Consider the following 14,830-nt stretch of genomic DNA (forward strand, 5'->3'; position numbering starts at 1 on the left):
GATAAGGCATTCCTCTAAATTATTTATCGGCATTTTTATCTTCTTCATCTGGAATAATTCTAAAGTGAGGTTCTTTTAAAACCTCTTTGTTGGCAATGCTTCTTTCTAATGATAATAAAAGAGATGGTAACAATAATAAATTGGCTAACATAGCGAATAATAATGTTCCAGATACTAAGGCACCAAGAGCCACCGTACCTCCGAAATTAGATATTATAAATACTGAAAATCCAAAGAATAATACGATAGAGGTATAGAACATACTGACACCAGTTTCTCTTAATGCTGCGTATACCGATTTTTTAATCCTCCAGTGATTTGCTTGCAATTCTTGTCTGTATTTTGCTAGGAAATGGATAGTATCGTCTACCGAAATACCGAACGCAATACTGAACACTAAGATTGTGGAGGGTTTTATGGGTACACCTAAATAACCCATTAAACCAGCTGTAATAAGCAATGGTAATAAATTAGGAATTAACGACACAATAATCATTCTAAATGACCTAAACATATAAGCCATAAAAAGCGATATTAAGAAAATGGCTAACGATAAGGATAAGATGAGGTTATTTACTAGATACTTGGTTCCCTTTTGAAATAAATACGCTTTTCCAGTAATAATTACATCGTATCTATCTTTTGGAAATACTTTATCAATTTTTGTGCGAAGATTGTCTTCAATTCGTTCCATTTTATCTATACCACTATCTTTCATAAACGTGGTAATTCTAGCATATTGTCCAGTAGAATCTACAAAGTTTTTAAGCAGATCTACATCACTTGAAGAATTTTTTGCATAAGATAGAATGAAGCTATTTTCCTGAGATGTAGGTAACTGATAATATTTTAGGTTGCCATTATAATAAGCTTGCTTCGAGTATTTTACCAAACTAACAACAGAAATTGGTTTTGAAAGTTCAGGCGTTTCAATAATGAGCTCCTCAAGATCGTTCATTCGTTTTAATGTAGAGAGTTTCATAACTCCCTTTTTACGATTGGTATTCACCATAATTTCTAATGGCATAATGCCATTAAATTCTTCTTCAAAAAAGCGAATATCTTCAAAAAAAGCAGCCTTTTTTGGCATATCTTCAATTAAACTACCAGATATTTTTATTTGATAAATACCAATAATACTAGCTATTAACAAGATTAATGCAGTTACATAAATAGTAATTTTTCTATGCCTTACCATGTTTTCCATCCAATCAACAAACCCATTTATCCAACGCTTATTTAAATGCTCTAAATGCTTGTCTTTTGGCATTGGCATATAACTATAAATAATAGGAATAATAAGAAGGCATAGCAGGAAAATCCCAAGAATACTAAGCGAAGCAACAGTACCAAACTCTTTTAGTAATTTACTTTCGGTAATAATAAAGGTTGCAAAACCAGACGCAGTAGTTACGTTGGTCATTAAAGTGGCATTTCCAATTTTAGTAATTACACGCTGTAAAGACTTAGCCTTGTTACCATGTTTGTTTACTTCATGCTGATATTTATTAATTAAAAATATACAGTTAGGTATACCAATAACGATAATTAAAGGCGGAATTAAAGCTGTAAGTACAGTAATTTCATATTCTAATAAACCAATAATACCAAAGGTCCACATTACGCCAATCAATACTACAAACATTGAAATAAAGGTGGCTCTAAAAGACCTGAAAAAGAAAAAGAAAATGCAGGAAGTCACTAATAAAGCTGCACCAATAAATAGACTTATTTCGTCAATAATATTTTGTGAATTTAGGGTGCGTATGTATGGCATTCCAGATACACGAACATCGAGACCATAGGTAGTCTCAAATGCTTCAATTTTTGGTATAAGAATCTTAGTTATAAAATCTTTTCTTGCAGGAGTATTGACAATTGATTTTTCAAGATATATAGCAGACCTAATAGTTTTGGTCTCCTTATTAAACAAGAAATTATCATAAAAAGGATACTGCTCAAAGAGTTGCTCTTGCAACTCTTTAAGTTCATTAACATTGCTAATGGAATCCTTTATAAACGGTTCAAGATCAAACTGCTCTTTTTGGGTGTTCTTTATTAATTTTTGAAGATCATAAATAGAAACAACTGTTTCAACTTCTTTATTAGATTTAAAACTAGTAGATAGTTTATTCCAGGCATTTAAGTTTTCAACTGTAAAAAGTGAAGAATCTTTAATCCCAAGAACAATTAAGTTCCCTTCTTCTCCAAACGTTTCTAAAAAAGAATTGTATTCTAAATTTACACTATGCTCATCTGGTAATAAATTTGCTTCGGTATAAGTAAATCGCATTTTATCCCATTGCAAACTAAAAAAGACTGTTGCAGTAATTACAACTAGAATAATTCCAATTCTATTTCTAAGAATTAATCTAGCAATAGCTTCCCAAAAACCAACCGAAAAAAGTTTTGTCATAGCAAAATTAATGGCTGCAAAGGTAGATAAAATGAATAGATTATTCTCCTAAAATACAAGGATTTAATAGTATTAGTCCAGACTAATATTAAAAGTAAATTTAATGGCGATGTTATCCTCAAGATTTGGTAAATGATAAGCACCATAACGATAAGCGAAACTTAACCCAAAACCAAAAAACAACTTGTTTATTTCTAGTCCAGACTCTGTAAACCCTTTATCGAGCGTATTGAAACTAATACCTTCATGTCTAAATGTGTCTTTCATAGTGCCAAGCGCAAATCGAGAAATTAAAACGAGCTGAGGCTTAAACCAAGGAGAAATATTGAATGGTGCTAAGGCATGTTTTATTTGAAAAGTCACAAATGAATCTGAAAAGAACTCATTAAAATACATGGTTTCAAAACTATTGGTACCAGCAACAGAAAACCTATTCCATATTGTTTCTTTATTCACATTATTGGGATACGCATGGTACATATGGGTAAGTGGTGTGTTTTCACTTGTTATACCTGTGGTTAAAACTAATTCAGTAGAGGCATTATTTTTGTAATTAAATTTTTGAATGGTTCTAAAATCCAATTTTGAAAAACTTAAATCACCACCTAATACATCCGCTAAACTTTTGGTGTACTGAAGCGTAAATTTTGGATAACCTATAGTAGTTTCGTCAATACCATTATCGGTATATTCAAAATCACTAAAAGGGTTCCATTGCCATGAGGTTTTAAACAAGGTTAAATCGTAACTGTTAAAACTTCCTTGAGAACCTAGGTTAAAAGTATAATTGTAAGTTGGAGTTATTTTACTCACACCAAACTCAGTTTCGGTTATGACTTTTGGAAGTAATTGATGCTCAATAGATACTGTTTTAGAAATATATTTATGAAATAAATCAATATTAATTAATCGAGGCTCAAAAAATTGAAAGAAACGCTTATCTGTTAAAAAATTTGAACTTCCTGTTTCTTGTAAATCGCTTGTGTATGTTAGGTTAATCCAGGTGTTTGTCTTTTTTGCAACTTTAAAACCACCACCAAAACTATATTTAAAATTGTGGTCTAGAAAACCATAAACGGTATAACCTTGCAATCTAAAATTAGATGAAAACTCAGTATTTGTGACACCTCCCAAACCAGTTCTAAATCCTTCATATTGGTTGTATTTTATTAAATACCTTAAATCAATATTTATGTATTTAGTAGGAAAGTAACCATTGCCAATACTCCGTAAGAACTCTGCTTTTTTGATAGAATCTTGTTGACTTGTCTTAACAGAAGTGCTATCTACTTGAGATAATCCTTTATTTGAGAAAAGGAGAATAAATAGTAAGGGCAAAAAATACTTCATATAGGGAATTAAAGTAAGTATATAACACAAAAAAAGCGACTTTAGTGTCGCATCAATTAAACCGTCATAATCTCTTTTTCTTTTACATGGAAAATATCATCGACTTTCTTTACATAGCTGTCAGTCATTTCTTGAATATCCATTTCTGCATTGTTCTGTAAATCCTCAGAGGCATCATCTACTTTTTTAATATCATGATTTGCGTCTTTTCGAGCATTTCTTATACCTATTTTAGCATCTTCAGCTTCAGCTTTTGCTTGTTTTGACAATTCACGGCGACGTTCTTCGGTTAACGCAGGCACATTAATTATAATACTTTCACCATTATTCATTGGATTAAAACCAAGATTAGCAACCATAATACTACGTTCAATTTCCTGAAGCATACTTTTTTCCCATGGTTGTACTGTAATAGTCCTACCATCTGGTGTGTTGACATTGGCAACTTGATTTAATGGTGTTTGTGACCCATAATAATCTACCATGACGCTGCCTAACATTGCAGGACTAGCTTTTCCTGCTCTAATATTTACAAATTGTTTTTCAAGATGCTTAATAGCAGCATCCATTGCTTCTTTTGCTGTATCTAAAATAAATTGAATGTCTTCGTTCATTTCTAAAATTTTAATGTAATTATTTCAAAAACTAAGCCAAAAATAAACAATAACGTGATTATAAATTGACAGTTGTACCAATATTTTCTCCAGAAACTACTTTTAATAAGTTCCCTTTTTTGTTCATATCAAAAACTATAATAGGTAATTTGTTTTCTTGACTTAACGTAAAAGCTGTGGTATCCATAACTTTTAGTCCTTTTCTTAAAACGTCATCAAAACTAATATTATCGAATTTTATTGCAGCCGAATCTTTTTCAGGATCGACATTATAAATACCATCAACACGAGTACCTTTTAAAATTACATCTGCTTCAATCTCAATAGCCCTTAAAACTGCTGCCGAATCTGTTGTGAAATAAGGATTTCCTGTACCTCCGCCAAAAATAACTACACGTCCTTTTTCAAGATGTCTCATGGCTTTACGTCGTATAAAAGGCTCTGCAACTTCGTTTATTTTGATAGCAGATTGTAATCTGGTTGGGACGTTAGCATTTTCTAAAGCACTTTGTAAAGCTAGTCCATTTATAACTGTTGCAAGCATTCCCATGTGATCTCCTTGTACGCGATCCATTCCCTTGCTTGCGCCTGCAACACCTCTAAAAATGTTCCCACCACCTATAACAATGGCAACTTCTACGCCTAGATTTGTTATTTGTTTGATGTCTTGGGCATATTCTGATAGACGATCAGGGTCAATACCATATTGTCTAGTTCCCATTAAGGCTTCACCAGATAATTTTAGTAGGATTCTTTTATACTTCATTAGTTTGTTTGAATGTTTAGCAAAACTACAAATTTTTGTGGTTTACTGAAGTCCGATTTATTAAAATTAATGATGAGCTGAGAAAATATAATCAATGTCTTATATGTTTAACAGTAGAAATTCTGCATAAAAAAAGCTTCGATAACTATCGAAGCTTTTATATATAATTATGATAAGGTTATTATCTATCCTAAAGATACTCGAATAAAATCAGTTACAGCTACATCACCATAAGTGTTAATATAACCTGCAACGTTTAACTTTTCGTCTTTAATAAAATCTTGATCAAGTAAACATTGTTCTTTATCAAGAGTTGTATTATCTGAAATGAAACGATCCATTTTACCTGGAAGGATTCTATCCCAAATTTGCTCAGGTTTTCCTTCAGCTTTCAATTCTGCTTTAGCATCTTCTTCTGCTTGTGCTAATACTTCAGGAGTTAATTGTGCCATAGAAATGTACTTAGGTACATTTTTAAGAGTTTTTCCTAAACGACCAAGCTCGATATTATCTTTTTCAATAACCGCGATTCTTGCTTCAGTTTCTGACGCTACATAAGCTGGGTCAAAATCTTTGTAAGATAATGTAGTTGCTCCCATTGATGCTACTTGCATTGCTATATCTTTAGTTAATACATCAGCTTTGTCAATAGCATTGTTTAATCCAACAATAGCAGCAATTTTTCCAATATGTGTATATGCTCCAACGTAAGGTGCTTCTATTCTTTCAAATGCAGTGATATCAATTTTTTCACCAATTACACCTGTTTGCTCAATAAGTTTTTCAGCAACAGTCATGTTACCAAAACTAGCAGCTAAAAATTCTTCTTTGCTAGAATGGTTAATAGCAATGTTTACAAACTCTTCTGCTAAAGCTTTGTAAGTATCGTTTTTAGCAACGAAATCTGTTTCACACGCTAATACGATGGCAACACCAACAGTATTGTCACTGTTTATTTTTGTAATTGCAACACCTTCAGATGATTCTCTATCAGCTCTTTTTGCAGCAACTTTTTGTCCCTTTTTACGTAAAACTTCAATCGCTTTATCAAAATTTCCTTCAGCCTCTACTAAGGCTTTTTTACAATCCATCATTCCTGCACCAGTAGCTTCTCTAAGCTTCTTTACATCTGCTGCACTTATTTTTACTGTATTTTCCATAATGTATTCGTATAAAATAAAAGTCGTTTATATCTCTTCAAGAAAAGAACTAAACGACTTTTAAACTTTTAAAATAGTTTTTTATTCTTCTTCTTGAGTTGCAACTGGTGCAGGCGCAGGTGCTTCTTCCTTAGCTGGTTTAGCTTTTGGAGCATCCTTACCTTCAGCTTTTGCTTCTTTTTCAGCTTTTCTATCTGCTAATCCACTTGCAATACCATTGCTAACGTGTGTTAAAATTTTATCGATAGATTTTGAAGCATCATCATTTGCTGGTATTACATAATCAACCTGTCTTGGGTCAGAATTTGTATCAACCATTGCAAATATTGGAATGTTTAATTTTTGTGCTTCTTTAATTGCGATATGCTCACGCTTAATATCAACTACAAACAAAGCTCCTGGAAGACGTGTCATATCAGAAATAGAACCTAAGTTCTTTTCTAATTTTGCTCTTAAACGGTCTACTTGTAAACGTTCTTTTTTAGAAAGTGTCATGAATGTTCCATCTTTCTTCATTCTATCAATTGAAGCCATTTTTTTAACAGCTTTTCTAATAGTAACAAAGTTAGTTAACATTCCACCTGGCCATCTTTCAGTAATGTAAGGCATGTTTACGTTTCCTGCTTTTTCAGCAACGATATCTTTTGCTTGTTTTTTGGTAGCTACAAATAAAATTTTTCTACCTGATGCTGCAATTTTTCCTAAAGCTTGAGATGCTTCTTCTAATTTTGCAGCTGTTTTGTAAAGGTTAATTATATGGATACCGTTTCGTTCCATATAAATGTATGGAGCCATGTTTGGGTCCCATTTTCTGGTAAGATGTCCAAAGTGTACACCACCATCTAGTAAGTCTTTTACTTCTACTTTTGCCATTTTGTAATAGTTTACGTTCTGTTGAATTAGCAATGATTAAGTGGTCTTTATTTTAAATCGCCTTAATCATTTAGATGCTAAACTAAATCCTGACATTACTGTCATGGACAACAATAACTGGTTTAAATTTCTTTTAATATTAACGTTTAGAGAACTGGAATTTCTTACGCGCTTTCTTCTGTCCGAATTTTTTACGCTCAACCATTCTTGGGTCTCTTGTTAATAATCCTTCAGGTTTTAAGATGCCTCTGTTTTCTTCATTAAGCTCACACATTGCGCGAGATAATGCTAAACGAACAGCTTCTGCCTGACCTGTAACACCACCACCAAATACATTTACTTTTACATCAAAGTTACCTTCGTTGTTAGTCAATGCTAACGGTTGGTTTACTTTGTACTGTAAAGTAGCTGTTGGGAAGTATGTGTTAACATCTTTTTTGTTGACTGTGATGTTTCCTTTTCCTTCTGAAACATACACACGAGCAACAGCCGTTTTTCTACGACCAATTTTGTGAATTACTTCCATTAGTTAACTTCGTTTAAGTTAATTGCTTTTGGTTTTTGAGCAGCATGAGCATGCTCTGCACCAACAACAACATTTAAATTACGGAATAAAGCTGCACCTAATTTGTTTTTAGGGAGCATTCCTTTTACTGACTTTTCTACTAATCTTGCTGGATCTTTTCCAAACATTTCATTAGCAGTAAGCGATCTTTGACCACCTGGATAACCTGTGTGACGAATGTACGTTTTGTCATTCCACTTGTTTCCTGATAAGTTGATTTTTTCAGCATTAATAACAATAACGTTATCGCCGCAATCAACGTGTGGTGTAAAGTTAGGTTTGTGCTTACCTCTTAAAAGTATTGCTACTTTAGAAGCTAAACGACCTAATGTTTGACCTTCAGCATCAACTAAAACCCACTCTTTATTAACAGTAGCTTTGTTTGCCGAAATCGTTTTGTAGCTTAATGTGTCCACACTAAATTATTTTTCTAAATTAAACATTCCTCTCTCAAAAAGAGTTTGCAAATTTACAATTATATATTTGATTAACAAACTCTGTAACACGTTTATTTTCAGAGAATATTTTAAGTCTTAAGTTTGATAAAATTTTAATGCTTTAAAAGTTAAACTTTTCTCAAAGCATCGTGTTATTTAAAGCAACTATTTTAGCTTTAGTCTGTATTTTTATTTTCTTGACATGATTAATTGTATTTTTTATCAAACCACTATGGTTTATCATTGTCAATAGTAAATCAATCAAAAATCTTATGAAACTTCCAATCAAATTGCTTTTGTGTTTTTTATTGTGTTGCTTTAGTACTATCCAAGCACAAGAATCTTTATCAATAGCTAAGAGAATATATACAACTACCAATATTGGTAATAATACACCACCAGTAATTGATGGGAAACTGGATGATGCTGTTTGGGATATGGTTGAATGGGCAGAAAATTTTACTGAACTTATGCCTAATGAAAACACACCACCAAGTCAACGAACAAAATTTAGAATTCTTTATGACGACAAATATTTATATGTAGGCATTAGAGCTTATGATACTGCAGTTGATAGTATTGCAAAACGACTTGGGAGACGAGATAGTTTTGCTGGAGATTGGGTGGAAATAAATATTGATAGTGATCGTGATTTAAGAACGTGTTTTTCATTTACATCTTCAGCAACTGGTGTTAAGGGTGACGAATTTGCAAGTTTAAATGGTGGCAATTGGGATGGAAGTTGGAGTCCAATATGGACAAACAAATCTCAAATAGACGAAGAGGGTTATAGTACTGAAATGAGAATACCGTTAAGTCAGTTGCGTTTTAGTAGTGATGATGAGCAAATTTGGGGAATTCAAGTACAGCGCTTCTTTTTTAGAAAACAAGAGCGTTCTCTATGGCAACGAAAGCCTGTAACTGCTCCAGGTTGGATTAGTGAATTTGGAGAACTGCATGGGTTAAAAGGATTAAAACCTCAAAAGCAATTAGAAATTCAGCCCTTTACAGTTACAAAGTTAGATACTTATCCAGAGGAAGTTGGAAATCCATATCGTGATGGGAACGACTTTAGCATAAATGCAGGACTTGATGCTAAAATTGGAATTACAAATGATCTTACATTAGATTTAACCGTAAATCCAGATTTTGGTCAAGTAGAAGCCGATCCAGCGGCAATAACATTAGATGGTTTTGAAATTTTCTTTGAAGAGCAACGACCATTTTTTGTTCAAAATAAAAACATTTTTGACTATAATTTTGGAAACAATCAAGACAATCTATTTTTTTCAAGACGTATTGGAAGGAGTCCCCAAGGGTATCCAAACGCACCATCAGGAGCTTATGTAGATCAGCCTGATAATACTACCATATTAGGGGCTGCAAAATTTTCAGGAAAAACCAAGAATGGTTGGTCTATTGGTGTTTTGGAAAGTGTTACAGCAAATCAATATGCCGAAATTGACCTTAATGGTAATAGAAGCAAAGAGCTTGTTGAACCACTAACCAATTATTTTGTAGGTCGTTTACAAAAAGATTTCAACAATAGAAACAGCTATGTAGGAGGCATTTTTACAGCTACAAATAGAGATTTAGAAGATCATTTAAGCTACTTAAGAAAAGAAGCTTATACTGGAGGGTTTGACTTTAAGCACCAATGGCAAGGTAGAAAATACTTTGTTGAAGGAAATATTGTAACCAGTCATGTAAAAGGGAGTAAAGAAGCCATTACAGAAACTCAAACATCTTTAACACATTTATTTAATAGAGTAGATGCAGATCATGTTAATGTAGACCCTAATAGAACATCGTTAACAGGAACAGGAGGGCGTTTATCTGCTGGAAAAGTTGGTGGTGGACATTGGCAATATAATGGAGGTGTTATTTGGCGTTCACCTGAATTGGAATTAAATGATGTTGGGTTTTTAAGGCAAGCAGATGAGGTGCGCCAGTACTTTAATTTAAGTTATAGAACCTTGAAGCCAACAGAAACTTTTAGGCGAATTAGTGGAAATTTACAACAATTTACTACGTATGATTTTGAAGGAAATTTTAATAGGGTTCAATATTCTTTAGGAGGGAACTTTTTATTTAAGAACAATAATGGTATTAATTTAAGGGCTGTACACAAGCCTCGAATTTTCACCAACACAGCTTTACGAGGAGGTCCTCGTTGGAGGTTTTCTCAAGAAGATCATGTTTCTGCATTTTTTAATACTGATGTAAGCAAAAAATTTAGAACTAGCTTCGGATTTGCTTATTCAGGAGCAAAGCAAAATAATTTTTCTTTCTTCTTTACAGAAGCAGATTTTACGTATCAACCAACAAATGCATTAACTATATCTTTTAATCCAAGTTATAATAACAACCCAAGCAAAACACAATATGTTACACAAACTGATTATAATGGTACCACACGTTATGTGCTTGGAACTATTGATAATAAAACGTTAAGTGCATCCATTAGATTAAATTATACCATAAATCCTAATTTAACGATTCAATATTACGGACAACCATTTATTTCTAGAGCGAGGTATTCTAATTTTAAATATGTTACCAATCCAAAAGCTGATGATTTATATGACCGTTTTGATGCTTATGACAGCAACCAAATAACCTACAATAATGGTGTTTATGAGATAGATGAAGATATAGATACGACCACTGATTATTCGTTTGGTGACCCAGACTTCTCTTTTGTACAATTTAGGTCAAACTTGGTAATGCGTTGGGAATACATTCCAGGATCAGAACTTTATTTTGTTTGGTCTCAAGGCATCACAGGACTTGTAGACCCTAGTGATGGTTTGACTGATGGGTTGGAACAAGGAATTTTAAACCAAAAACCACATAACACCTTTTTAATTAAGGCAACTTATAGGTTTGTTTTGTAGTAAGCGAATCTTATTCAGCGAACACTTCGTAATGAGTGACTTTTTCTGGGAAATCAATTAGATAATTGTTGTCTTCTGGATAGTATTTTGCTTTTTCAAAATCATCTCCTGCAAAATTTTTAATAACCTCGATGTTTTTCCAAAACGTCAATAAATCGAAATAAGCAAATTCATTGTCCATTCGTTTAAGAAATGTCAGTTTAATAAATCCGTCGGTTTTTTTATAATCAGGTATTGCACGAACTTTCATAAACTCTGTGTAATCTTCTACATGTTCAATTTTTGTTTTTCCTTTCCAGATTCTTGCTATCATATCTAATTAATGTCTAGTTATTATTACGAAAATAATCGACTTGTCACAACGTATTCGTATTGTGGCTAGTCACTAAGTTAGCAAAAGAAAACGAACCATAGGGAAATTCTACGGATTTTCAGAGTAAGCATATCGCAAGCTACTAATTATACCAAACCGCATATCTTTTTCGTCTAAGTTCTAACGCTAAGAGCTCTTCCATTTTTAAAGCTTCAGTTCTTGTTGCTAATGGTGGAATATGATTATATAAACTTGGGCGTAAATACTCACCATATTTTTGAACAATATTAGAGGATAGTTTATGTCCTTTTTTGTTTCTATAGCCTGTTTTATGTTGTAAAAAGCGTTCTTTAGGCGTTTTACTTGTCATGCCAACATATAAGCATTCCAACACACCATTAAATTGAGGATTTACCGCTCTAAACTTAGCATTTTCGGTAAACACACGTTTGGATAATTCAACTACATATATATAGTATTTAGCCATTCAAGAGCGTTTAATGTGCTTCTAACCAATTATCGCCAATATCCAAATCGACATCCAAAGGCACTTCTAGTTTATAAGCATTTTCCATTTCGGTTTTAACAAGTGTTTTTATAGCTTCCAATTCCGTTTTAAAAACATCAAATACCAATTCATCATGGACTTGTAGTAACATTTTAGTTTTATAATGACCGTCTTGTAATTTTTGATAAATACGAATCATGGCAATTTTAATAATATCTGCAGCACTACCTTGTATTGGCGCATTTACGGCATTACGTTCAGCGGCGCCTCTAACCACAGCATTTCTAGAATTAATATCTTTTAAATAACGTCGACGACCTAACACTGTTTCTACGTAACCATTATCACGTGCAAAATCTACTTGTTTACTTATATAGGCTTTTAATTTTGGATAGGTTTCATAATAAGTGTCAATAAGTTCTTTAGCTTCCGTTCTATTTAAATCGGTCTGATTGCTTAAACCAAAGGCAGACACACCATAAATAATTCCGAAATTGACTGTTTTGGCATTACTACGTTGTTCGCGCGTGACTTCATTTAAAGGCACATTAAATACTTTTGAAGCTGTTGAGGCATGAATATCTTCACCATTTTTAAAAGCGTTAATCATGGTTTCTTCTTCACTCAAAGCTGCAATAACACGCAACTCAATTTGCGAATAATCCGCTGCTAAAAGTGTATAATTTTCATCTCTTGGTACAAATGCTTTACGCACTTGTCTACCACGTTCAGTTCGGATTGGGATATTTTGCAAATTAGGATTGTTGCTACTCAATCTTCCTGTAGCTGCAACGGTTTGCATATAATCGGTATGGACTCTTCCAGTAATTTCTTCAACTTGTTGAGGTAAGGCATCCACATACGTACTCTTTAATTTAGCTAATCCACGATACTCCAAAATGTGCCGAATGATTTCATGGTCTTTTGCCAAATAGCTTAAAATATCTTCTGAAGTGGCATATTGCCCAGTTTTAGTTTTTTTAGGCTTATCTACTAATTTTAGTTTTTCAAAAAGAATGATTCCTAATTGCTTAGGAGATGCTATATTAAATTCTTCGCCAGCAGCTTTGTAAATGTTAGTTTCTAATGTTGCAATATCGTTGTTAAGTGCTTCTGATAGTGAATTTAAGAAGTCTACATCTAGATTAATGCCTTCTAATTCCATGGCTGCAAGCACACGAAGCAATGGGATTTCGATTTCATCAAAAAGCTTTTGAGTATTTGCTTCACCTAATTCTTTTTGAAAGTGTTCTTTTAGCTGAAGTGTAATATCGGCATCTTCAACAGCGTATTCCGTTTGTTTGTCTAAAGGAACCTCTCTCATGGAAAGTTGGTTTTTTCCTTTTTTGCCAATCAATGTTTCTATTGAAATAGGTGTATAATTCAAATAGGTTTCTGCTAGTACATCCATGTTATGTCGCATATCTGGATTGATGAGGTAATGCGCCAGCATGGTATCAAACAGTTTTCCTTTTACATCTATGTTATATTTTGCAAGTACTTTAATATCGTATTTTAAATTCTGACCAATTTTTTCAATTACTTCGTTTTCAAAAAATGGTCGAAGTTGTTCAATATGTTCTTGTGCTTCATCACGATTTTCAGGAAAAGGCATATAAAACCCTTTACCAACTTCCCATGAAAAAGCAATACCAACCAATTCGGCAGTTATTGGGTTTATTCCAGTGGTTTCAGTGTCAAAACATACTGACTTTTGCTGCATTAAATTTTTGATAAACAATTTTGTGGCCATTCCAGGGGCAACACTTTGGTAAAAATGCGAGGTGGTTTCTGATGTTTTTCTGGTATACTCTGATGTGGATTCTGTTTCAGTGGAAGTTTCTTCAGCTCCACCAAATAATGAGAATTGTCCAGCTCCAGCTGCTACTTTTTCTTTTGGAGTAGCTTTTATCTCTTCTTTATTTGATAATTTCGTTGTTTCAGTTGAAGGAGTATCAGTACCTTCCGAAAAGGTTTTTAAGAAATTATCTGTTAATCGTCTGAATTCTAAATCCTGAAAAATCTCTTTTACTTTGTCAATGTCTGGATGATCCAGCTCAAAATCTTTAGCATCAAAGGTCACTGGAACATCAAGCATAATACGAGCCAACTCCTTTGATAGCGTGCCTAATTCTTTAGCAGCTTCCACTTTTTCTTTCATTTTGCCCTTAAGCTCATGGGTATTTGCTAATAAACCTTCCATGCTTCCATAAGCAGCTATGAATTTTTTAGCTGTTTTCTCACCAACTCCAGGAAGTCCAGGTATATTATCAGATGAATCTCCCATCATACCTAAGAAGTCAATGACTTGTTCAGGGCGTTCTACTTCAAATTTCTTTTGTACTTCTGGAATTCCCCAAGTCTCATAACCACCACCAAAAACAGGCTTGTACATAAAAATATTATCAGACACTAATTGTGCAAAATCCTTATCTGGTGTTACCATGTAAGTTTTATAACCCTCTTTTTCGGCTTGCTTAGAAAGGGTGCCAATAACATCATCTGCCTCAAAACCTTCTTTGACCATAATAGGAATATGCATGGCTTTTAAAATGTCTTGTATATAAGGGACAGCAATTTTAATGGCTTCAGGTGTTTCATCCCTGTTGGCCTTATAGGCTTCAAACATTTCAACGCGATCTACACTTCCACCTTTGTCAAAACAAACTGCTAAATGGTCAGGTCGTTCACGTTTGATAACATCTAGAAGTGAGTTCATAAAACCCATAATAGCTGAAGTGTCAACACCTTTTGAGTTTATTCTAGGATTTTTAATAAACGCATAATAACCTCGAAAAATTAAAGCATAGGCATCGACTAAAAAGAGACGTTTTTGTTCTGACATTGAATTTGTTTTTGAAGATTATAAAACTACAAAAACTTATGCTTTAATGAATGTTATTTGGATTGCAATTTGTAATTTTCGACCCT

At 33.3% G+C, this 14,830-nt stretch carries 12 protein-coding genes; 1 reads left to right on the forward strand and 11 read right to left on the reverse strand.

The window, feature by feature from the left end; genetic code table 11:
* Positions 1-19 precede the first annotated feature (19 nt).
* The 8 genes from HB672_RS04045 to rplM all read right to left on the reverse strand — a co-directional run bounded on the left by HB672_RS04045 (position 20) and on the right by rplM (position 8,160).
* Entirely contained in the window at positions 20-2,416 is a 2,397-nt protein-coding gene (locus tag HB672_RS04045) for an efflux RND transporter permease subunit (protein ID WP_167608125.1), read from the reverse strand.
* 72 nt (positions 2,417-2,488) lie between these two features.
* Positions 2,489-3,766, reverse strand: coding sequence for a hypothetical protein (locus HB672_RS04050; RefSeq protein ID WP_167608129.1), 1,278 nt, complete (start codon positions 3,764-3,766; stop codon positions 2,489-2,491).
* 56 nt (positions 3,767-3,822) lie between these two features.
* The gene (gene frr, locus HB672_RS04055; RefSeq protein WP_167608133.1) at positions 3,823-4,380 is read right to left on the reverse strand and encodes a ribosome recycling factor; all 558 of its coding nucleotides are present in this window, start codon (positions 4,378-4,380) and stop codon (positions 3,823-3,825) included.
* A 58-nt stretch (positions 4,381-4,438) separates the two neighbouring features.
* Entirely contained in the window at positions 4,439-5,146 is a 708-nt protein-coding gene (gene pyrH, locus HB672_RS04060) for a UMP kinase (RefSeq protein WP_167608137.1), read from the reverse strand.
* A 185-nt stretch (positions 5,147-5,331) separates the two neighbouring features.
* Complete coding sequence (tsf, locus tag HB672_RS04065) at positions 5,332-6,306, reverse strand: translation elongation factor Ts (protein ID WP_167608140.1); 975 nt, start codon at positions 6,304-6,306, stop codon at positions 5,332-5,334.
* Positions 6,307-6,387: 81 nt separating this feature from the next.
* Complete coding sequence (gene rpsB / locus HB672_RS04070) at positions 6,388-7,179, reverse strand: 30S ribosomal protein S2 (protein WP_167608146.1); 792 nt, start codon at positions 7,177-7,179, stop codon at positions 6,388-6,390.
* Positions 7,180-7,318: 139 nt separating this feature from the next.
* Entirely contained in the window at positions 7,319-7,705 is a 387-nt protein-coding gene (gene rpsI / locus HB672_RS04075; RefSeq protein WP_167608150.1) for a 30S ribosomal protein S9, read from the reverse strand.
* The gene (gene rplM / locus HB672_RS04080) at positions 7,705-8,160 is read right to left on the reverse strand and encodes a 50S ribosomal protein L13 (RefSeq protein ID WP_167608155.1); all 456 of its coding nucleotides are present in this window, start codon (positions 8,158-8,160) and stop codon (positions 7,705-7,707) included. Before rplM ends, rpsI begins: the two co-directional genes overlap by 1 nt.
* A gap of 293 nt (positions 8,161-8,453) precedes the next feature.
* Between rplM and HB672_RS04085 the strand changes: the two genes are divergently transcribed.
* Positions 8,454-11,078, forward strand: a complete 2,625-nt coding sequence (locus tag HB672_RS04085; RefSeq protein WP_167608158.1) for a DUF5916 domain-containing protein — start codon at positions 8,454-8,456, stop codon at positions 11,076-11,078.
* A gap of 10 nt (positions 11,079-11,088) precedes the next feature.
* Here the strand turns inward: HB672_RS04085 and HB672_RS04090 are convergent, their stop codons facing one another.
* The 3 genes from HB672_RS04090 to polA form a co-directional block, all read right to left on the reverse strand.
* Complete coding sequence (locus HB672_RS04090; RefSeq protein ID WP_167608163.1) at positions 11,089-11,391, reverse strand: antibiotic biosynthesis monooxygenase; 303 nt, start codon at positions 11,389-11,391, stop codon at positions 11,089-11,091.
* A 142-nt stretch (positions 11,392-11,533) separates the two neighbouring features.
* The gene (locus HB672_RS04095; protein ID WP_167608167.1) at positions 11,534-11,878 is read right to left on the reverse strand and encodes a ribose-5-phosphate isomerase; all 345 of its coding nucleotides are present in this window, start codon (positions 11,876-11,878) and stop codon (positions 11,534-11,536) included.
* Between the two features lie 10 nt (positions 11,879-11,888).
* On the reverse strand, positions 11,889-14,744 hold the full coding sequence (gene polA, locus HB672_RS04100; protein WP_167608172.1) for a DNA polymerase I: 2,856 nt from the start codon (positions 14,742-14,744) through the stop codon (positions 11,889-11,891).
* Positions 14,745-14,830 lie beyond the last annotated feature (86 nt).

The organism is Gaetbulibacter sp. S0825, assembly GCF_011777505.1.
Classification (GTDB): Bacteria; Bacteroidota; Bacteroidia; order Flavobacteriales; family Flavobacteriaceae; genus Pontimicrobium.